16 protein-coding genes are annotated in these 18674 nt (G+C 67.0%); 6 read left to right on the top strand and 10 right to left on the bottom strand.

The features are described from left to right. Positions 1–15: 15 nt before the first annotated feature. From GGR39_RS02115 to GGR39_RS02105, 3 genes are read right to left on the bottom strand one after another with little or no spacing between them, the layout of a single operon-like run. On the bottom strand, positions 16–1005 hold the full coding sequence (locus GGR39_RS02115) for an LLM class flavin-dependent oxidoreductase (RefSeq protein ID WP_183615667.1): 990 nt from the start codon (positions 1003–1005) through the stop codon (positions 16–18). Continuing rightward, positions 1002–1850, bottom strand: a complete 849-nt coding sequence (locus GGR39_RS02110; protein ID WP_183615666.1) for a tetratricopeptide repeat protein — start codon at positions 1848–1850, stop codon at positions 1002–1004. The genes GGR39_RS02115 and GGR39_RS02110 overlap by 4 nt, the downstream gene beginning before the upstream one ends. An 18-nt stretch (positions 1851–1868) precedes the next feature. Next, positions 1869–2615, bottom strand: a complete 747-nt coding sequence (locus GGR39_RS02105; RefSeq protein WP_183615665.1) for an alpha/beta fold hydrolase — start codon at positions 2613–2615, stop codon at positions 1869–1871. A gap of 123 nt (positions 2616–2738) precedes the next feature. Between GGR39_RS02105 and GGR39_RS02100 the strand changes: the two genes are divergently transcribed. From GGR39_RS02100 to GGR39_RS02090, 3 genes are all read left to right on the top strand, one after another. Then, positions 2739–4031 carry an ArnT family glycosyltransferase gene (locus GGR39_RS02100; RefSeq protein WP_246388187.1) on the top strand — a complete coding sequence of 431 codons (1293 nt, stop codon included), beginning with the start codon at positions 2739–2741 and terminating at the stop codon, positions 4029–4031. A gap of 232 nt (positions 4032–4263) precedes the next feature. Continuing rightward, positions 4264–6273, top strand: coding sequence for a threonine--tRNA ligase (gene thrS / locus GGR39_RS02095; RefSeq protein WP_183615663.1), 2010 nt, complete (start codon positions 4264–4266; stop codon positions 6271–6273). Beyond that, positions 6270–6941 (top strand): spermine/spermidine synthase domain-containing protein, encoded by a 672-nt coding sequence (locus tag GGR39_RS02090; protein ID WP_183615662.1) that lies wholly within the window; start codon positions 6270–6272, stop codon positions 6939–6941. The genes thrS and GGR39_RS02090 overlap by 4 nt, the downstream gene beginning before the upstream one ends. A 67-nt stretch (positions 6942–7008) precedes the next feature. Here the strand turns inward: GGR39_RS02090 and GGR39_RS02085 are convergent, their stop codons facing one another. The 7 genes from GGR39_RS02085 to GGR39_RS02055 form a co-directional block, all read right to left on the bottom strand. Beyond that, complete coding sequence (locus GGR39_RS02085) at positions 7009–7896, bottom strand: bestrophin family protein (RefSeq protein WP_183615661.1); 888 nt, start codon at positions 7894–7896, stop codon at positions 7009–7011. Further along, positions 7893–8111 (bottom strand): hypothetical protein, encoded by a 219-nt coding sequence (locus GGR39_RS02080; protein WP_183615660.1) that lies wholly within the window; start codon positions 8109–8111, stop codon positions 7893–7895. The genes GGR39_RS02085 and GGR39_RS02080 overlap by 4 nt, the downstream gene beginning before the upstream one ends. 377 nt (positions 8112–8488) lie before the next feature. Then, on the bottom strand, positions 8489–9460 hold the full coding sequence (locus GGR39_RS02075) for an agmatine deiminase family protein (RefSeq protein WP_183615920.1): 972 nt from the start codon (positions 9458–9460) through the stop codon (positions 8489–8491). Between the two features lie 11 nt (positions 9461–9471). After that, the gene (locus GGR39_RS02070; RefSeq protein ID WP_183615659.1) at positions 9472–10041 is read right to left on the bottom strand and encodes a gamma carbonic anhydrase family protein; all 570 of its coding nucleotides are present in this window, start codon (positions 10039–10041) and stop codon (positions 9472–9474) included. Further along, positions 10038–12308, bottom strand: coding sequence for a spermidine synthase (locus tag GGR39_RS02065; RefSeq protein ID WP_425490575.1), 2271 nt, complete (start codon positions 12306–12308; stop codon positions 10038–10040). The genes GGR39_RS02070 and GGR39_RS02065 overlap by 4 nt, the downstream gene beginning before the upstream one ends. Next, positions 12301–13296 (bottom strand): porphobilinogen synthase, encoded by a 996-nt coding sequence (gene hemB, locus GGR39_RS02060; protein WP_183615658.1) that lies wholly within the window; start codon positions 13294–13296, stop codon positions 12301–12303. Before hemB ends, GGR39_RS02065 begins: the two co-directional genes overlap by 8 nt. Before the next feature lie 31 nt (positions 13297–13327). Next, on the bottom strand, positions 13328–14965 hold the full coding sequence (locus GGR39_RS02055; RefSeq protein ID WP_183615657.1) for a M23 family metallopeptidase: 1638 nt from the start codon (positions 14963–14965) through the stop codon (positions 13328–13330). A 236-nt stretch (positions 14966–15201) separates the two neighbouring features. Here GGR39_RS02055 and GGR39_RS02050 point away from each other — a divergent pair, with 236 nt between their 5' ends. Genes GGR39_RS02050 through fdxA form a run of 3 tightly spaced genes read left to right on the top strand, consistent with a single transcriptional unit; the run spans position 15202 to position 18406 of the window. Then, on the top strand, positions 15202–17760 hold the full coding sequence (locus GGR39_RS02050; protein ID WP_183615656.1) for a helicase-related protein: 2559 nt from the start codon (positions 15202–15204) through the stop codon (positions 17758–17760). After that, entirely contained in the window at positions 17757–18071 is a 315-nt protein-coding gene (locus tag GGR39_RS02045; protein WP_183615655.1) for an RNA-binding S4 domain-containing protein, read from the top strand. Before GGR39_RS02050 ends, GGR39_RS02045 begins: the two co-directional genes overlap by 4 nt. Next, complete coding sequence (gene fdxA / locus GGR39_RS02040; protein ID WP_058735640.1) at positions 18068–18406, top strand: ferredoxin FdxA; 339 nt, start codon at positions 18068–18070, stop codon at positions 18404–18406. Before GGR39_RS02045 ends, fdxA begins: the two co-directional genes overlap by 4 nt. Positions 18407–18674 lie beyond the last annotated feature (268 nt).

Raw genomic sequence — 18674 nt, 5'->3', positions numbered from 1 at the left:
CCTTGTTTTACACCGTCAGGCGGGCTCTTTCACCGCGTCCATAGTCAATTCCAGCGATCGACGCATCGCCGCCGGATCGTATGTGGAGCCGGACAGGATCAGCTCATCAGCGCCGGTTCGCCGCACGAAAGCGTCGATTTCGCGCCGCACGGTTTCGGGCGATCCGATCGCGCTGACCGAGCGCATCTGGTCCAGCAACGCCAATGATTGCGGCGGCAGGGTATCGCGATAGCCCCGGATCGGCGGCTTGGCCCGTCCCGGCGAGCCGGAGCGCAGCGCCACGAAAGACTGGTCGTTCGTGGAAGCCAGATACCACGCCTCCTCGTCGGTTTCGGCGGCAAGGACATTGATCGCCGCCATGAAGTACGGCTTGTCCAGCGTCTCCGAAGGCTCGAAGCGATCGCGATAGACGTACGCCGCCTGATCCAGCTGCGCCGGGGCGAAGTGCGAGGCGAAGGCGTAAGGCAGGCCCAGCATCGCCGCCAGCTGCGCGCCGAACAAGCTGGAGCCCAGGATCCACATTTCCACCGCTGCGCCACTGGCCTGCGGAGCCGACACGCCATGAACCGCCTGGCCGGCAAAACGCGCACGCAGCTCCACCACGTCCTGCGGAAATGCTTCGGACGCTTGGCGGATATCCTTGCGCAAGGCGTAGGCCAGCCGCCCATCGGCTCCCGGCGCGCGGCCGAGGCCCAGGTCCACGCGGCCGGGGAACATCGCGTCCAGCGTGCCGAACTGCTCGGCGATCACATAGGGATTGTGGTTGGGCAGCATGATCCCGCCCGCGCCCAGGCGGATAGTGGAAGTGGCATTGCCGATATGGGCCAGCACGACCGAGGTCGCGCCCCCGGCGATTCCGTCCATGCCGTGGTGCTCTGCCACCCAGTACCGGTTGTAGCCGGCCCGCTCCGCCGCTTGCGCGGTCTTGGCTGATTCCGCGATGGATTCCGCCACGGAGCCGCCTTCGCGCACCGGAACGAGATCGAGGACCGAAAGAGGTATCATGGCTTTGCGCCTCCGTTATCCAGTTGGGCGAGGTAGCCCTTGGCCGTCTTGGCCGAATCGCTGTCCGGCGCGGTGGCGATCACCGATTGCCAGCTCTTTCGCGCCGCCGCATCCCGGCCGGAAAGGATCGCGATCACACCCGCCTCCAAGCCGATCTCGGCATCGCGCGGACTGATTTGCGCCGCGCGTTCGATCTGGGTCTGCGCCTCGGTAAAGTTCTTCTCGCGCCGGGAAAGCGTGGCCGAGAGCAGCCAGGCCTGCGCGTTGTCCGGCGTGGCGGTGCGTGCCTCCGCCAGTGCGGCGCTGGCTTGCGCGGTCTGGCCCAGCGCCACCAAGGCGCGAGCACGGTCCAGCACGATCGAACCGAGCAGATCGGTATCGCTCGCGGTTTTCGCAGCAGTTTGCGCGGTATCGAGAATGGTCAGCGCCGTTTCCGCCTGCCCGCCCGCCAGCGCGGCATTGCCCGCCATCGCTCCCAGACGCGCGCGGCTGGCGTTGTCCGCCGGAGCCACGGCATCGCGCGCCCGCAGAAAGGCGGTCTGCGCTTCGCCCCAGCGCTCCTGCGCCCCCAGCGCCACGCCCAGGCACAACCCGGCGCGAACCCGCTCCTCACCCTTGGCGCGATCCAGCGCATTCTGCGCCGCGACCGCGCCGGCGGCGGGATTGGCGGCCATGTCATCCACGCAACCGGCGGCCTGGCCCGGCGGAATTATCGGACCGCTGGCCATGGCTGCGCTCTGCCGCGCCTCACGCTTGGCCTCCATCGCCTTGCGATCGAGGATCTCGGGCGGCAGCGCGGTGACCGAGGCGCCATATTGCAGGACAGGAAGGAGCAGCATCAGCATGGGAGTCTCCGAATGGCCTCAGCGCGTCCAGCCGGCGAGTTCCGCCACGGCCGCCAGCAACAGCGCGATATCGGCCGGGCGCGAAAGGCGATGATCGCCGTCCTTGATCAGCGTGACCTGCACTGCATCTGAACGCAGAACTTCAGCCAGGCGCAAGGCGATCTCCCACGGCACATCGGGGTCGGCCTGGCCGTGCAGCAACCGCACCGGGCATTCCAGCGCGACCTCATCCTCCAGCAGCAATTGCGCCTGGCCATCGGCCCAGAAACCGGGGTGGGTCGGCGTGGGTTCGGGGCCGTAGGGATTGTCTTCCCACACCGTTTCACTCGCGGCGAGCTTGGCCTGATCCTCCGCGGACGTTCCCCAATCGGTAAAGTCCGGCGCGGCGGCGATGCCGACCAGTCCGGCGACTTGCCCGGCCGGCAGAGCCAGCGCCACCAGCAGCATCAGCCAGCCCCCCATAGAGGAGCCGACCAGCACCACCGGCCCGGGGCAATGCGCGGCGATCAGCGCCAGCACTTCGTCCCGCCATATCGAGAGCGTGCCATCGGCGAACGCGCCGGAACTTTCGCCGCAGCCGGAGTAATCCAGCAACAGCGCCGCCCGGCCCTGCGCCTGCGCGGCATCGAACACGGCAGTCGCCTTGCCGCCGGCCATGTCGGACTTGTAGCCCGGCAAGAAAACCACCGTCGGCCCCTCGCCCGGCGTGAAGCGGTAGGCGATCCGGCGGCCATCGGGCATCACGTGAAAGGAAGCATCGGTCATGCCACAAGTTGTGGCGATGGCGCGCGGCCGTCGCAAGGGCTGGGCCGTCAGCGCCTTCGGCATCAATCCGATCTTAAGCGGCACCGTCTAGGTCGCTCCGGAGCAATTTTCGGGACAGCCATGATGAGTTCTGCAAGGGCCGCGGCTCTGGACAGGTTCGCCGCCAGCCCCCGCGCACTATGGATGATCTGGGCGGCGTTCGTCGGCTTGCGACTGGCCATGCTGCTGATCCCGGTGGCCCCCACATCCGATGCGGAGTGGTATCTCCTGCGTGCGATCGGCCTGGCTGCTGGCCATGGCTATCTGGACAATGCGGGGCAGCCCACCGCCTTCTGGCCCGCCGGGTGGCCGATGGCGCTATCGGCGTTGTTCCGGCTCACCGGCCCTTCGCTGCTGGCCGTCGGCCTGTTCAACCTGGCGAGCGCGATCGTCAGCGGGTTGCTGATCCTGCTGCTGGGCCGGCGGCTGTTCGGCAGCGAGGCCGGTGCGCGGCTGGGGCTGCTGCTTTTCGCGGTCTATCCCAATGCGATCGCCTACGTCCCGCTGGCGCTGACCGAATCGTTCTACACCATGCTGTTGCTGCTGGGCTGCTGGCTGGTGGTGGCGCGGCGTTCGGCCCTGTGGCTGGTGGGCGCAGGGCTGGTGTTCGGCTTTGCCAGTCTGGTGAAAGCCCAGACGATCGTGGTGATTCCGGTGCTGTTCGCGATCGAGTGGTTGCGCGCCGCACACGTATGGCGCCGCCTGCCGATCGTGGTCGGACGGGGCCTGCTGGTGCTGGCCTGCGCCGCGCTGGTGGTCTTGCCCTGGGCCGTGCGTAACCATGCGCAGCTGGGCAGTTGGATCGCGGTTTCGACCAACGGCGGCTTCAACCTGCTGATCGGCAATAGCGACGATGCGACCGGAGGCTACGCGGAAGACGGGCGCGCCTTTACCGCGCTGATGGCGCGCACCGACTTGACCGAAGCGGCCCGCGATGCCGAGGCCAAGCGCCTGGGATCGGCCTGGATCGCCGCCAACCCCGCCCGCTTCATCGCCCTCGCCCCGCGCAAGCTGGCGCTGCTGTGGCTGCCCGATGGCGAGGCTGAGTGGGCCTATCAGGCGGGCGCGCCGTCCTACGCCGCGTATGGGCCGCTCTACCGGGTCGTGCGCATCGCCAACCAGGCCTATTACGCGCTGCTGATGCTAAGCTTCATGGCCGCGCTTGTGGTCATAACCCGGCGGCGGCGCGCTGTGGGTGAGCGCTGGATCGACTGGTGGCTGCTGCCCTGGGGCGTGGCGGCCTATCCCACGCTGGTGGCGGTGATCATCTTCGGCCAATCGCGGTTCCACTACCCGGTCATGCCGTTCGTATGCATGGCGAGTGGCTGGCTGTGGGCCGATCTGCTGGCTCGCCGCCGATTACCCGCGCGGGGGTGACGAACGCGGGCGGCGCGTCTATATCACCGTCATGGCTCTCACCCGCCCCACCACGACACCCACTACCGGGACGATCCCGGGGCGTCGGCGCGCGGGTTGACCGCAGCGGCCGCCGCCCGGGTTCGGGCGGGCGGCGTCACCTCTCGAACTCGCTGAAAACCGGCGCCGGACTTCCTTCGCGCGGGCCCTTGTGCCATGGCGCGCAGCGGTATTGAAAAGAGACGATTGCGCGATGTCCGAGATGTTCAAGATCAGCCTGCCCGACGGTTCGGTGCGAGAGATGGCGCAAGGCTCCACCCCGGCGGACGTGGCGGCGGCGATCGGGCCGGGCCTGGCCAAGGCGGCGATCGCGGCCAAGGTCGATGGCGAGCTGGTCGACCTGACGCGCCCGTTCACCGGCGATGCGCAACTGGCGCTGGTGACATCGCGTGACGAGGCCGACGCGCTGGAACTCGCCCGTCACGATTATGCCCACGTCCTGGCCGAAGCGGTGCAGGCGCTGTTTCCCGGCACGCAGATCACCTTCGGCCCCTCGACCGACGATGGCTTCTACTATGATTTCGCGCCCAAGGATCGTCCCTTCACCGAGGAAGACCTGCCCGCGATAGAAGCTGAGATGCGCCGCATCATCGCCGCCAACAAGCCGCTGCATCGCGAAGTCTGGACACGTGCCGACCTGATCGCGCGCTGGCAGTCCGAAGGTGAGACCTTCAAGGCCGAGTGGGCCGCCGAACTGCCCGAGCATGAAGAACTTTCGGTCTATTGGTCGGGCCTGCCCAACTCCGACGGCGCCTGGCTGGATATGTGCCGCGGGCCGCACTTGCCCTCCACCGGCAAGCTGGACCCGGCCGCGTTCAAGCTGACGCGCGTCTCTGGTGCGTACTGGCGCGGTGATCAGAAGAACGCGATGCTCAGCCGCATCTACGGCACCGGCTGGCTGAACAAGAAGCAGTTGGACGCGCATCTGACGCGGCTGGAAGAAGCCGCAAAGCGCGATCACCGCCGCCTGGGCAACGAGATGGACTTGTTCCACCTCCAGGCCGAAGCACACGGCAGCGTGTTCTGGCACCCCAAGGGCTACCTGATCTGGCGCGAGCTGGAGGCCTACATGCGCCGCGCGATCGACGGCGCAGGCTATCGCGAGGTGAAGACCCCGCAAGTGATGGACGCGCGCCAGTGGGAGCAGTCCGGCCACTGGGGCAAGTACCGCGAGAACATGTTCGTCATCCCCGACGAGGTGCCCAACGTCGAGGATGAGGGCCCGATCGTCTCGGACGAGGCCGAGTGGATGGCCTTGAAGCCGATGAACTGCCCCGCGCACGTGCTGATCTTCCGCCAGGGCATCAAGTCGTACCGCGACCTACCCTTGCGCATCTACGAGAACGGCTGTTGCCACCGCAACGAGCCGCATGGCGCGCTGCACGGCCTGATGCGGGTGCGCCAGTTCACCCAGGACGATGCGCATATCTTCTGCCGCGAGGATCAGATCGTGGCCGAAGTGCAGGCTTTCTGCGCGCTGGCGGACCGCATCTACAAGGACTTCGGCTTCACCTATGCCATCAAGCTGGCGCTTCGCCCCGAAAAGCGCTTCGGCACCGAAGAGATGTGGGACCAGGCCGAAACCGAGCTTCGCGATGCGGTGGTCCGCGCCGGCCTGGCGACCGAGGAATACGGCTGGGAAGAGCTGCCCGGCGAAGGCGCGTTCTATGCCCCCAAGCTGGAATGGCACCTGACCGACGCGATCGGGCGCACCTGGCAGGTCGGCACGATCCAGTCCGACCGGGTGCTGCCCGACCGATTGGACGCGCACTACATCGGCGAGGACGGCGCCAAGCATCGCCCGGTCATGCTGCACCGCGCGATCTTCGGGTCGTACGAGCGGTTCATCGGCATCCTGATCGAGCATTTCGCCGGCAGGCTGCCGGTCTGGCTCGCCCCGGTGCAGGCGGTGGTGGCCACGATCGTGTCCGACGCCGACGGCTATGCCGAAGACGTGGCCGCCAAGCTGAAGGCCGCCGGAGTGCGGGTGGAGACGGACCTTCGCAACGAGAAGATCAACTACAAGGTGCGCGAACACTCGCTGCAAAAGGTGCCGTACCTGCTCGTGGTGGGTAAGCGCGAGGCCGAGGAAGGCACCGTCGCCATACGCACGCTGGGCGAACAGCAGCAGAAGTTCGTCTCGGTGGAAGAGGCGATCGCGCTGTTGCAGGATGCCAGCCTGGCACCGGACCTGAAGCCATGATCCAACGCGAACACCTGGCCACGGCGCAGGTCCCCGGTGGCGAGGAGCTGAAGCTCTATCGCCACGATCGCGATCACATGATCGTGCTGGGCCACAACGAATTGATGAGCACCCGCAAGTGGGGCTCGGAAGAAGCGCTGGCGACGATGGCGTTCGATCGCGTGCGCAACGCCAAGGCGCCCACGTTCCTGATCGGCGGTTACGGCATGGGCTTCACCCTACGCGCGGCGCTGAAGGTGCTGCCCGCCAACGCCCATGTCACGGTGGTGGAACTGGTGCCCGAGATCATCGAATGGGCGCGCGGGCCGATGGCGGAGCTTACCGCCGGGTGCCTGGAAGATCCGCGCGTGCAACTGGTAATGTCGGACGTCGCGCCGTTCATCGCCGGGGCCCATGCCGATTACGATGCGATTCTGCTGGATGTGGACAATGGGCCCGATGGTCTGGTGCGAGAGGATAACAACATCCTCTATTCCACGCCCGGCCTGCGCGCCGCCAAGCGGGCGTTGACCGCCGATGGCGTGATGGCGATCTGGTCCGCCGGGCCGGACCCGACGTTCACCCGTCGACTGGAAAAGTGCGACTTCGTGGTGGATGAGGTCAAGGTCGCCTCCCGCAGCAACGGCAAGGGGCCAAAGCACGTGATCTGGTTCGCCAGCAAGCGCTGAGGGCCTTCAACAACGGATGCCCACACCGGATCGCCCATCCCGGATCACGTCCGGGACGGCAGCCATCCTACCACAGCACGCCTTCGCCATCGGGCTTGATCGGTTCGGGTGCCTCGTCGCCGATGGCCTGCAGCAAGTCGATCTCGATTGTGCGGCACATCGCCAGCAAGGGCAGGTCGTGCACCGTGTTGGCGAAGGGATCGACCAGATCATCGCCGATGGCCAGCACGCCCAGGAACATCAGCCCCGCCAGGGTCGAGCCCAGCGGCGTGGCAAACTGCAGCGTCTCGACCAGGCCGATCGGCAGCAGGATGCAGAACAGGTGGGTAAACAAGGTCGGCAGGAAGCGGTATTGAACCGGCAGCGGCGTGTTCTTCAGCCGCTCCATCCCGCCTTGCGCGTTGGCGATATCGACCAGCACGCCTTCCATCTGCGCTTGCTGGATGGTGTCGATCCAGCCGTTGCGCCGCGCCTCGTCGATGCGGCGGCCGGTGCCGTCCAGAATGCCGTTGGCGACATTGGTGCGGGCCAGCGCCAGGTCGGCATCACCCTGTGACAGCATGCGCAGCACTTCTGAGTCGGGGCTCTGGCGGCGCAGCTGGCAGCGCAGCGCGTTGACGTAAGCGATCTGCCGCTTGACGATGCGCCGCTTCATATCCGCGGCTTCGGGATCGGGCATGTAGTTGCGCGCGGCGCGGGCCAGGTTTCGGCTAGCGTTGATCATCAGCCCCCACAGGCTGCGCCCTTCCCACCACCGCTCATACGCAGAGTTGCTGCGAAACCCCAGAAACAGCGCCAGTGCGGAGCCGAAGATCGTCAAAGGCAAGCTGGGGGCGGTGAACGGCAGGACGTAATACGTGACGGTGACGACCACGTCCCACACGAACAGCAGGATCAGGACCTTCCAGACTTCCCTGAAGATCTGGCGAGCACTGGGGGCGGCATTGACGATCATCGGGGTTCGGCGGCCTCGCTATTGAGGGGGGCGGCGGCGTGCGACGCGTTGGCCATGGCGATCGAGGTGCCGGTGGCGGGGCGAATCGCAAACCAGTCGGGACGGTCTACCGCGACAAGAAAACCGAGCACGGAAAGCCCGAAGCCCAGCAGCAAAAGGCGGCCGGTCAGGATTTCACGAGCGCGGCTCGGCGTGGGCTTATTTGCATCAGACATGGTCATTCCTTGCGGGTAACGTGCGAAAGCCCGAAAGGTGGGAGCGTCTTTTTTCACAGATATTGAACAAATGCGTCGAAGTTTTGCTGCAACGCAGCACGACGATGTGCGGTGCAGCAAGAGCGACGAATTTCGTCAGAGTCGATGTTGCGCAATCATACGCCGCGCCAGCTCAACGCCAGCACCCGGTGAACGTAGAAATGCCGCTATAATCAGAGCCCGAGGGGGCTCTGAGCCAGGATCAGGGCCAGCGCGCATCCGCTGACGATCGCGGCACGCAGCAATTCGCCATGCGCCGCAGAGCGGGTCGCGCGTGATGCAAGGTGGAGGACTCGGGCCATGTCATCGACAATGGACCCGAGTTGCTTGTCGAACCGTTAAGATCGCGCTGGCATCTGCTGGCTGGAGCAATGGAACGAGCCGCCGCCCGCTAGCACCGCATCGGCCAGCACGCCCACCGTCTCTCGATCGGGGAACAGTTCCGCGATCGCAGCCACGCCATCGGCATCATAAGCGGTGCCATAAGTCGGCACCACGACCAGCCGCGAGGTGATCGCGAAGTTCATGTAGCTGGCAGGCTCGACCCGCCCGGCGTTCTCCACGCGACCGGGAGAGGGAACTTCGCGCACGATCACGCCCGCGCTTTCGGCCCGCGTCTTGGCATCGGCGTAGATCATCGCGTTGGGATCATCTGCCCCGGTGGCACGCGGCAGCGCCAAAGTGTTGGGCGCCACGAACCGTGCCAGATTGTCGACATGGCCATCGGTATGATCATTGATCAGGCCATCGCCCAGCCACAGCACCCGATCGTACCCCAAGTCCCGGTGCAGGCGCGTTTCCAGATCGGCACGGCGCAAGTGCGGATTGCGATTGGGATTGAGCAGGCACTGTTCTGTGGTGGCGACAAGGCCGGTGCCGTCACCGTCCACGGCACCGCCTTCCAGTATCCAGTCCGCCGTGCGAACCTGCAGACCAGCGCTGGCCGCCAACTCGGCGCCGATCTCCTGATCGCCGTCCATCAGGTACTTGCCGCCCCAGCCGTTGAAGCCGAAGCGCATGGCGTGCTGTGTGCCCGCCGTATCCTGCACCACCAGCGGCCCGGTATCGCGCAGCCAGACATCGCCGAAGCGCCGGGTTTCCAGCACGACCTTGGCCGAACAGAGCGCCGCCGCCCGAGCGCGGTTTGCCTCGTCGCGCACGATCAGCCGCACTTCCTGCCCGCTTTCGGCCACGGCGTTGGCGAAGGCCGCGATCTGCTCTTGCGCACGGTCGAGGAAGCCGGGCCACTCCACCGGATCGTGCGGGAAACCGATCCACAGCCACTGTTGCGGATGCCATTCGGGCGGCATGGCCAGCATGATCAAGCCAATCCGAGCGCGGCGGCGTGGCGTTTGCCGTTGCGGACATAGCCTTCCACGCCCGCCCGGTTGGAAGCGATCGCGGCATCGTCCAGATCGCGCAGGTACTTGGCGGGGCGGCCGATCCACAACTGGCGCGCGCCGATCACCTTGCCGCCGGTCAACATCGCGCCCGCCGCGATCATGCCATCGCTCTCGATCACGCAGCCATCCATCACCACCGAGCCCAGCCCGACGAAGGCGCGATCGTGCAGGATGCAGCCGTGGACCATGGCCAGGTGGCCGATCAGCACATCCTCCCCTATCAGCGTGGGATAGCCCTCGGGCCGGTCCGCCGTGGGACTATCGCAATGGACTACGCTGCCATCCTGGATATTGGTGCGCGCGCCGATGACGATGCGGTTCACATCGGCGCGGATGACGCAGTTGTACCAGATGCTGACGTCCGGCCCGATCTCGACATCGCCGACGATGCGGCAGCCCGGGGCGATAAACGCGCTGGGATCGATGCGCGGGCTCTTGCCGTCGATCGCGGCCAGGGTGATGTCGGTGCGTTGCGTATGGTCGGTCATAATTTCCCCAGCATGGCGCCCCAGCGGATGTAGGGCAGGACGGAGGCGTGATCGTCGGTCCAGGCGGCGCCACGGGCCGGATCGAGCGCTTCCCATTTCAGGCCGCCGCTGGCCGCACGCAGTTGCGCCAGCCGCGCAGGGTCACGCGCCATCACCACCCAGTTCGAGGCGACGACAAGGTCGCCCTTGGGCGTATCGCGGCGGATCATGGCGACAAGGCCGCGCTTCTTCGCGATGGCGGACAGCACCGGCTCCAGATCGATGTAGCGGTTGGAGATATGCAGGGCCAGCAGACCCTCCGGCGTCAGTGCCTGCTCATAGACGCCCAGCGCCTCATCCGTCAGCAGATGGAGCGGGATCGCGTCGGAGGAAAATGCATCCACCGCCAGCAGATCCAGCGATTGTGGGGCCAGCTTCTCCAGCTCCAGCCGCGCATCGCCCAGCACGATCCGGGCATCCGGCGCGCATGTCTGCAGGAACGTGAAAGTGCCATTGCGTGAATAGTGGACGATCGCCGGATCGATCTCGAAAATGGTCCAGCGCTGCCCCGGCTTGTGCCGGCAGGCCAGCGTGCCGCTGCCCAGCCCGACAACGCCGATACGCGCGTTGGGCCCATAGAGCCGCGGTGCGGCCTCCATCGCCAGGCCGACGCCGGAGCTGTCTCCATAATAGGTCGTCGCCTCTGTCCGGCGTTCCGGATCGAGCGACTGCTTGCCGTGCAGCGTGGTGCCGTGGGCCAGCAGGCGCACCTGGCCCGGGCCCGGGCCGGTGTCGTAGACGTTGTAGATGCCGAAATAGCTGCGCGTGCGCTGGTGATCGCGCGAGGCCTTGAAGGTGGTGACACCGCCTTGCGCCAGCATCGCCAGCAGCAGCACCAGCACGAAAGCCCACCGCCACGGCATCAGCAGAACGCCCAGGCCCGTCAGCGCCAGCAGCAGGAACAGCTGCACCAGTTCGTTGGACTGATCGCTGACCAGCGTCATCAGCTGCGCGGCCACGAAAGTGGCGCAGATCAGCAGCACCGCCAGCGCGATCCACGACATGCCCCGGTCCAGTCCCGCCATCCGCCGCCAATCGAGCTGGGCAGGCAGCGGCAACAGCGTGGCGCTGGCCAGGATCAGGATCGGATGCTCCCACACCCAATCGAACACGACCGGGGCGACCAGCGCGGTGAACGCACCACCCAGCGCGCCGCCCAGCGACATGATGAAATAGAAGAACGTCAGCTTCGATGCGCCGGGCCGCGAATCGTACAGCCGCGCGTGCAGCGCCACCGATACCTCGAACAGCAGCAGCAGCGCGCCGATCGCGGCCACCATCGTGCCTCCGGATGTGGAGACCATGGCGAAGCTGCCCGCAAAGATCACCGCCGCCGGGGTCAGCAACACGATCACATGCGCGGCGGCACGGCGGTCTGAAAACGCGAAGGCGAAGCTCAGCAGATAGAGCCCCAGCGGGATCACCCAGAGCAGCGGCATCGCGAAGATGTCCGTCGTCAGGTGAGTCGATGTGGAGAGCAGCAGGCCCGACGGCACGGCGGACAGCGCCAGCCATAGCAGCACCCGGCGTGCGCCGATGCGCTCTTCCGGCTCGGCCTGCGCGGCGACGGCGACCACGTCGGTCACGTTCCAGCGGGACCAGGCCGCCACGCCCACCAGCACGATCAGCACGCCATAGCCCAGACTCCAGGCATGGCTTTGCTGGTGCAGGCTCAGCAGGGGCTCCGCCAACAGGGGATAGGCAAGCAGGCCGGCGAAGCTGCCGATGTTGGATGCCGCATACAGCGCCCAGGGCTGCCCCGCGCCGGGATCGGCGGCATACCAGCGCTGCATCAGCGGCGCCTGCGCCGAGACGACCACGAACACCGGGCCGACCGTCAGCAACAGCAGCAGCGGCACCCACAGCACTTCCCAGCCGGACGCGGGCGCGGCCAGATTTGCCAGCACGATCGGCAAGGTCAGCGCCGCCAGCAGCAGCAGCGAGAGATGCACCATCGCCTGCCGCCGCTGCGCCAGCTTGGACAGGCCGTGGGCGTAGCCATAGCCCGCCAGCAGCAGCGCCTGGTACACCACCATGGCGCTGTTCCACACGTTGGGCGCGCCGCCGAGCCGGGGCAGCGCCATGCGCGCCACCATCGGCTGCACCAGGAACAGCAGGAAGCTGCCGGTCAGGATCGTGGCCACGAACAGCGGCCGGCGCGCCGATCCCGTCGTCATACCCGCGCCGTGCTCCAAACCGTCAGGATCGATGAGCCCGGCCTCAGCCATGGAGGAGCCGCGCGGCATGGGCGGCATGGTAGGTCAGCACGCCCGAGCAGCCCGCGCGCTTGAAGGCGAGCAGGGTTTCCAGCACCAGCGCATCCCGATCGCCCGCTCCGGCGGCGGCCGCAGCCTCGATCATCGCGTATTCGCCGGACACCTGATAGGCGAAGACCGGCACTTCGAACCGTTCCTTCACCCGGCGCACGATGTCCAGGTAGGGCAGCCCGGGCTTCACCATCACGCTGTCCGCTCCCTCAGCCAGATCCAGCGCCACTTCGCGCAAGGCTTCCTCGCTATTGCCGGGGTCCATCTGGTAGGTCTTCTTGTCCCCCTTCAGCAGCCCGCGTGAGCCTACCGCATCGCGGAACGGGCCGTAGAAGGCGGAGGCATACTTGGCGGCATAGGCCATGATCTGGATATTGGCGTGGCCCTGCCCTTCCAGCGCGGAGCGGATCGCGGCGATGCGCCCGTCCATCATGTCAGACGGGGCGATGATGTCCGCGCCCGCCGCCGCCTGGTTCAGCGACTGGCCCACCAGCACCTCCACCGTCTCGTCATTGAGGACATAGCCCGCATCGTCGATCACGCCGTCCTGGCCGTGGCTGGTATAAGGATCGAGCGCCACGTCGGTCAGCACGCCCACGCCATCACCCACCGCGTCGCGGATCGCGCGGATCGCGCGGCACATCAGGTTGTCGGGGTTCAGCGCTTCCTCACCCCGCGCGCTGCGGCGATCGGGCTGGGTGTGCGGAAACAGCGCCAGGCACGGGATGCCAAGCGCCACCGCTTCGCGCGCGCGATCGGCAATCCCGTCCAGCGACCAGCGCGAGACGCCCGGAAGCGAGGCGATCGGATCTTCCACGCCGGTGCCATCGGTGACGAACAAGGGCCAGATCAGGTCCGCCGGGGTCAGCAGGGTTTCGCGGTGAAGCGCACGGCTCCACGCACTGGTGCGGGTACGGCGCAAGCGGGCGTGCGGATAAGCGGCGGTCATTGCCGCCGCTTGCCGCAAATCCGCCGCCGCTTCAATCGTGGCGAAGGGGGTTTGCGGCCATGGCGAGGCGGTTGATCTCTCGATGCGCGCCCGCGCCGGAGCCGCCAGCGGCCCCCGCGATCGCACCCAGCGCCGCGCCGGGGCGGATCGCCATCAGCGCGGCCAGCCGCTGCTTGAAGGCCGACGATTCGCCCGGATCGACCATCTGGGGGCGTACCGCGGCAAAGCGCAGGCCCAGCGGGTTCACCGTGCGGCCCGCCTGATAAGCCTCGAAATGCAAATGCGGACCCGTGGACAGCCCGCTGGAGCCGACATAGCCGATCACTTGCCCTGCCCGCACCCGCGCACCGGGAAACACGGCGATACGGCTCATGTGGCCATAGCCGGTGCCGTTGCCGCCGCCATGCTCCAGCCGCACATAGTTGCCGTGGCCACCATGCCGCCCGGCGAAAGATACGATCCCGTCCGCCACCGCATAGATCGGCGCGCCATAGGCCGCCCCGAAATCGACGCCCGCATGCATCCGCACAAAGCCCAGGATCGGATGGCGGCGCATGCCGAACAGCGACGTGATCCGCCCGGCGACGGGTGCGCCGATCGCGGAGCGGGCTTCCGGCTGGGCGAACCCGGCGGTCGCCACGCCTCCGGCGGCCACCATCGCGCCGTCCTTGCCCCAGCGCAGCAGCTGCAGGCGCGGCTTTCCGGCCCGCTCGATCCCCGCGTAGAGCAAATCGCCCAGCTGCCGCTCCCCGGTGGCGGAGCGCTTGTAGCCGATGACGAAATCGAACGCGTCGCCCGCGGAAAGATCGCTCTCCAGGCTGACGTGCGGGTCGATCGCGTGAAGATACGCCTGGATCGCGCCGATCGGGGCGCCGGCATTGCGGGCGGAGCGATAGAGGCTGCTGCCGATCATCCCGCGAATACGCAGCGGCGTAGTATCCACCACGATCGGGTGGCGCTCCACCATCAGGCCGGTGCCCTGCTGGCGCACGGTGAGATCAAGATCGAACCGGGCATGGAATGCCAGGCTTTGCAGCGCGCGCGGACTGCCGGGCGCGGGGCGTTGGCCCAGGCTGATGTCGAACTGCGTCCCGGCAGGGATCGCCGATGTCGCGATGCTGCCGCCGACCAGTTGCGCAGCCCGCGCCGCGTCCGCCTCGCCCACTCCGGCGCGGGCCAGCATGCGGGTGAAGGTATCGCCTGGTGCCAGGGTCGCCACGAATTGCAGGTTGGGCCGCTCTGGCACGCCGCTGAGCGGACGTACTGCCGGTGTCGCCCCCATGTGGCGGCCACTCTCGCCGCCGAAGCTGAGCGGCATGATCATCTGGCTGCGATATTCATCCCGCTGTTCCGCCAGCTGCGGCACCATCGCGGCGGCTTCCACCTGAGAAAAGTCCGGCCAGAACGAGAGGGCGAAGATGGAAAGCCCAAGGCAGGTACCCGCGCCGCGCAACCAGCGCAGGCTGCCGATGTCCTCGGCCAGATCAGGCGCGAGATCCAGGCCGCCCCACCACGCTTCGAAACGGGTGCGCCAACCGGCTGGGCCGGAGGGAGCCGGACGTCGCAGCCGAGCGCGACCGAACCCCTTCACCACAAGGCTGTGGTCGAGTTCGGCCGGTCCATGCGACCGGACCGCCGCCTCGTGATAGTGTCCGAGATCCTTGAACAACCCTACGTCCCGATCTTGTCGCCCCGCCGGGCGCTGTCGGAAGGCTTGTGCGCCGGCAAGGTTAACATCCTGTCAAACATGGTCTTTGTGAGTGACCGAAGTCGAGCGGTACTGGCCAGGGGCTTCGTGGAGCGCAGCCGATTGGTAAATTTTCCTCCTTAATTTCCCCAGTCCCGTCGCACCTTGGCCGTCCGCGTCTTGTGCGGCGGGAATCGCGGTGCCACATTCCTATAGCGATGGCGCAAAACCTAACCGCTGGCTCCCTGAGCGCCGCCACCCGTGACAGGGCCTCCAGCCGGATCCGTGCGGTCTTGGGCCCCACCAATACCGGCAAGACGCATCTGGCGATCGAGCGGCTCTGCGCGCACACCAGCGGTGCGATCGGCTTCCCCCTGCGGTTGCTGGCGCGCGAGGTTTACGACCGAGTTTGCGCGATCAAGGGCGCGAACCGCGTGGCCCTGATCACCGGCGAAGAACGGATCGAGCCCAAGGACGCGCGCTGGCTGCTCTGCACGGCCGAAGCGATGCCGGTGGTGCAGGACAATCTGGCTTTCGTCGCCATCGACGAAGCTCAGCTTTCCGCCGATCGGGAACGCGGGCATGTCTTCACTGATCGCCTGCTCCATGCGCGCGGGCGCGAGGAAACGATGATCCTGGGCTCCTCCACGCTGGAGCCGATGGTGAAAGCGCTGATTCCGGGCGTGGAAGTGGAAACGCGGCCCCGCTTTTCTACGCTGCGCCACTCCGGCGCCAAGAAGCTCAGCCGCGTGCCGCCGCGCAGCGCCATCGTCGCCTTCTCGGCCGAGCAGGTCTATGCCACGGCGGAAATGCTGCGCCGGTTTCGCGGCGGCGCGGCGGTGGTGATGGGCGCGCTCAGCCCGCAGACCCGCAATGCCCAGGTGGAACTCTACCAGTCTGGCGAAGTGGACTATCTCGTCGCGACCGATGCGGTGGGCATGGGGCTGAACCTGGATGTGGAGCATGTGGCTTTCGCCGGGCTCTCCAAGTTTGACGGCGTGCGCCAGCGGCGGCTGACTACGGCGGAGATGGCGCAGATCGCCGGGCGTGCCGGGCGGCACCAGAAGGACGGCACGTTCGGCACGCTGGCCGGCAGCCATTCCGCGATCGAGTTCACGGACGAGGAAGTATACGCGATCGAGGAGCATCGCTTCCCACCGCTGACCAAGCTGTACTGGCGCGAACCCGAGCCGCGTTTCGACAGTCTAGGCACCTTGATCACCGATCTGGAAGCTCCGCCCTACGAGCCCGAACTGGCCCCCGCGCCCGAAGCGATCGACCTGGCGGTGCTGAAGCTGCTGGCCGACGATGCCCATATCGCGGACAGCGTGCGCACCGCCGGGATGGTCCGCCGCTTTTGGGATGTGTGCCGCCTGCCCGATTTCCGCAGCCAGGGCCCCGAAACGCACTCCCGCTTCGTCGCCCGGCTATGGCAGGACCTGCGCCATGGAGAGCTGGGCGCGGACTACATGGCGCAGCAGATCGCCCAGCTGGATGTGACTTCGGGCGATATCGATACCTTGCAGGGGCGCATCGCCGCCATCCGATCCTGGGCATACATCGCCCAGCGTCCCGACTGGGTGCTGGCCCGGGACGAGATGGCGGCACGCGCCCGCGCGGTGGAGGCGCGGCTGTCCGACGCGCTGCACGGCAAGCTGACAGAGCGCTTCATCAACCGGCGCACCGCCGTGCTGATGCGTAAGCTGGGAACCGACGCGGGGCTGCTTTCCGTGCGGCTGGAGGATGAGGAAGTGCTGGTGGAGGGGGAACATATCGGATCGCTGCGGGGCTTTGCCTTCCAGATCGATCCACAGGCGCGCTTGTCCGATCGCAAGCTGCTGCTCGCCGCGGCAGAGCGTCACTTGCCCGGTCTGCTGGAACGCCGCGCCGAAGAGGTGATCGCCTCCATCCGCGACAAGTCCGCCCCGCTGGAACTGGAACACGGCACGATCACGCTGGATGGCGCATGCATCGCTCGTCTCGCCAAGGGCCGCGCGCCGCTCAGCCCCCAGCTTCAAGCGGAGCGCGTGCTGGACATGGTGCCCGCCCCGGCGCGCAAGGAACTGCTCGCCGCGGTCGAGGAATGGCTTGAGCACAAGCTGCAACCGCTCGAACCGCTGCGCCGCATCGCCGAGGCCAGCCGCAGCACCGAGGCCGGGCCCGAACTGCGCGCGCTGCTGATCCAGCTGGTCGACGCTGGCGGCATGGTGGCGCGTACCGGCTCTGGGCTTGAGCGACTGGAAAAGGACAAGCGGGTACGCCTGTCCCGCCTGGGCGTGAAGGTGGGTTCGCTCGACATCTTCGTACCCGCGATGCTGCGCCCCGAAGCGATGCGGCTGTGGCACAACCTGGCCCCTTCCGATCCCCGCGCCCGCGCCGATTTCGTGCATGGCGCCATGGCTCCGGTGATCCCCGCGCCCAAGAATCATACGCCGCGCGGCTATCGCGCCGTCGGCAAGCAGTTGATTCGCATCGACATGGCGGAAAAGCTGCTGCGTGAGGCGCATCAGGTGCGCGCCACGCTGGGCCGCCGCTCGTTCGTGCTGGATTCCGCCGTGGGCATCTCGATGGGGCTGACCGCGCCCAGCTACGAACGGCTGCTGCGCTTCGCCGGGTTCCAGCCGAGCAACCCGCGCCGCCTGCCCGCCGAGGCGTTTGGCCCGCCCGCCCCGGTGCGCTGGCGCTGGCGGCCCACGCGCCAGCCGGCCCCGGGCGAGCACCCCGTCGCCGCGCCGCTCCACAGCGCCTTTGCCGCCTTGTCCGACCTGGTGCGATGAGGGTCGACAAGCTGCTGTGGTACCTTCGCCTCGTCCGCAGCCGGACGGTGGCGCAGGTCATGGCGGAAGAGGGCCACATGCGCGTGAATGGCCGCCGCATCGATCGCGCGCACCAGAAGATCGGCGTGGGCGATGTGTTGACGATCTTCGCTGGCCGCGAGGTGCAAGTGCTGGAAGTGCTGACGCTTCCCGTCCGCCGCGGGCCCTACCCGGAAGCACGCGCGCATTATAGAGTGCTTGACGGCGGCGGTACTGATCCCATAGCAGCCGGCGCGACTGAACAGATTGAAGAGGGGTTTTCGCAGCCATGACCTATGTCGTCACTGACGCCTGCATCCGCTGCAAGTACATGGACTGCGTCGAGGTCTGCCCAGTCGACTGCTTCTATGAGGGCGAGAACATGCTCGTCATCAACCCCAGCGAATGCATCGATTGCGGCGTGTGCGAGCCTGAGTGCCCGGCCGAAGCGATTCTGCCCGATACCGAAAGCGGGCTGGAGCAGTGGATGGAACTGAACGCCAAGTACTCGGCGGAATGGCCCAACCTCACCTCCAAGAAGGATTCGCCCGAGGACGCGGATGAATTCAAGTCGGTCGACGGCAAGTTCGAGAAGTTCTTCTCGCCCGAACCCGGCGAGGGCGACTGACCCTTCCTACCCTGTGCGGATGCGCTATCCGCCCGGCAATCGGCAGAAAACTTGATCACCTTCGCAGGCCGGAGGCACGCAAAGTGCCTTCGGCTCTGGTTTTTTTGCCGCAATGATGCTATATGGCTTGCAACTGCCCGGGCGTTCCGCTCGCGCGGCAGTCATTATCTATGAGGCAGGATCCGACAGCAAACGGTTGAGATCGCGATCTGACCGGTGGCGAGGCCTTGTCTCTACAGGGTCTTGATCGGGTCGCACCATCTCCATC

Origin of the sequence: Novosphingobium fluoreni (assembly GCF_014196615.1) — a bacterium.
Classification (GTDB): Bacteria; Pseudomonadota; Alphaproteobacteria; order Sphingomonadales; family Sphingomonadaceae; genus Novosphingobium; species Novosphingobium fluoreni.
The sequence above is the reverse complement of the archived record's forward strand: the minus strand, read 5'-3'. Positions and strand labels throughout refer to the sequence as shown.

Excerpts from the sequence above, each read along its gene's own strand:
- GGR39_RS02115 (WP_183615667.1), bottom strand. The coding sequence starts at position 1,005 with ATGATACCTCTTTCGGTCCTCGATCTCGTTCCGGTGCGCGAAGGCGGC.
- GGR39_RS02110 (WP_183615666.1), bottom strand. The coding sequence starts at position 1,850 with ATGCTGATGCTGCTCCTTCCTGTCCTGCAATATGGCGCCTCGGTCACC.
- GGR39_RS02105 (WP_183615665.1), bottom strand. The coding sequence starts at position 2,615 with ATGACCGATGCTTCCTTTCACGTGATGCCCGATGGCCGCCGGATCGCC.
- GGR39_RS02100 (WP_246388187.1), top strand. The coding sequence starts at position 2,739 with ATGAGTTCTGCAAGGGCCGCGGCTCTGGACAGGTTCGCCGCCAGCCCC.
- thrS (WP_183615663.1), top strand. The coding sequence starts at position 4,264 with ATGTCCGAGATGTTCAAGATCAGCCTGCCCGACGGTTCGGTGCGAGAG.
- GGR39_RS02090 (WP_183615662.1), top strand. The coding sequence starts at position 6,270 with ATGATCCAACGCGAACACCTGGCCACGGCGCAGGTCCCCGGTGGCGAG.
- GGR39_RS02085 (WP_183615661.1), bottom strand. The coding sequence starts at position 7,896 with ATGATCGTCAATGCCGCCCCCAGTGCTCGCCAGATCTTCAGGGAAGTC.
- GGR39_RS02080 (WP_183615660.1), bottom strand. The coding sequence starts at position 8,111 with ATGTCTGATGCAAATAAGCCCACGCCGAGCCGCGCTCGTGAAATCCTG.
- GGR39_RS02075 (WP_183615920.1), bottom strand. The coding sequence starts at position 9,460 with ATGCCGCCCGAATGGCATCCGCAACAGTGGCTGTGGATCGGTTTCCCG.
- GGR39_RS02070 (WP_183615659.1), bottom strand. The coding sequence starts at position 10,041 with ATGACCGACCATACGCAACGCACCGACATCACCCTGGCCGCGATCGAC.
- GGR39_RS02065 (WP_425490575.1), bottom strand. The coding sequence starts at position 12,308 with ATGGCTGAGGCCGGGCTCATCGATCCTGACGGTTTGGAGCACGGCGCG.
- hemB (WP_183615658.1), bottom strand. The coding sequence starts at position 13,296 with ATGACCGCCGCTTATCCGCACGCCCGCTTGCGCCGTACCCGCACCAGT.
- GGR39_RS02050 (WP_183615656.1), top strand. The coding sequence starts at position 15,202 with ATGGCGCAAAACCTAACCGCTGGCTCCCTGAGCGCCGCCACCCGTGAC.
- GGR39_RS02045 (WP_183615655.1), top strand. The coding sequence starts at position 17,757 with ATGAGGGTCGACAAGCTGCTGTGGTACCTTCGCCTCGTCCGCAGCCGG.
- fdxA (WP_058735640.1), top strand. The coding sequence starts at position 18,068 with ATGACCTATGTCGTCACTGACGCCTGCATCCGCTGCAAGTACATGGAC.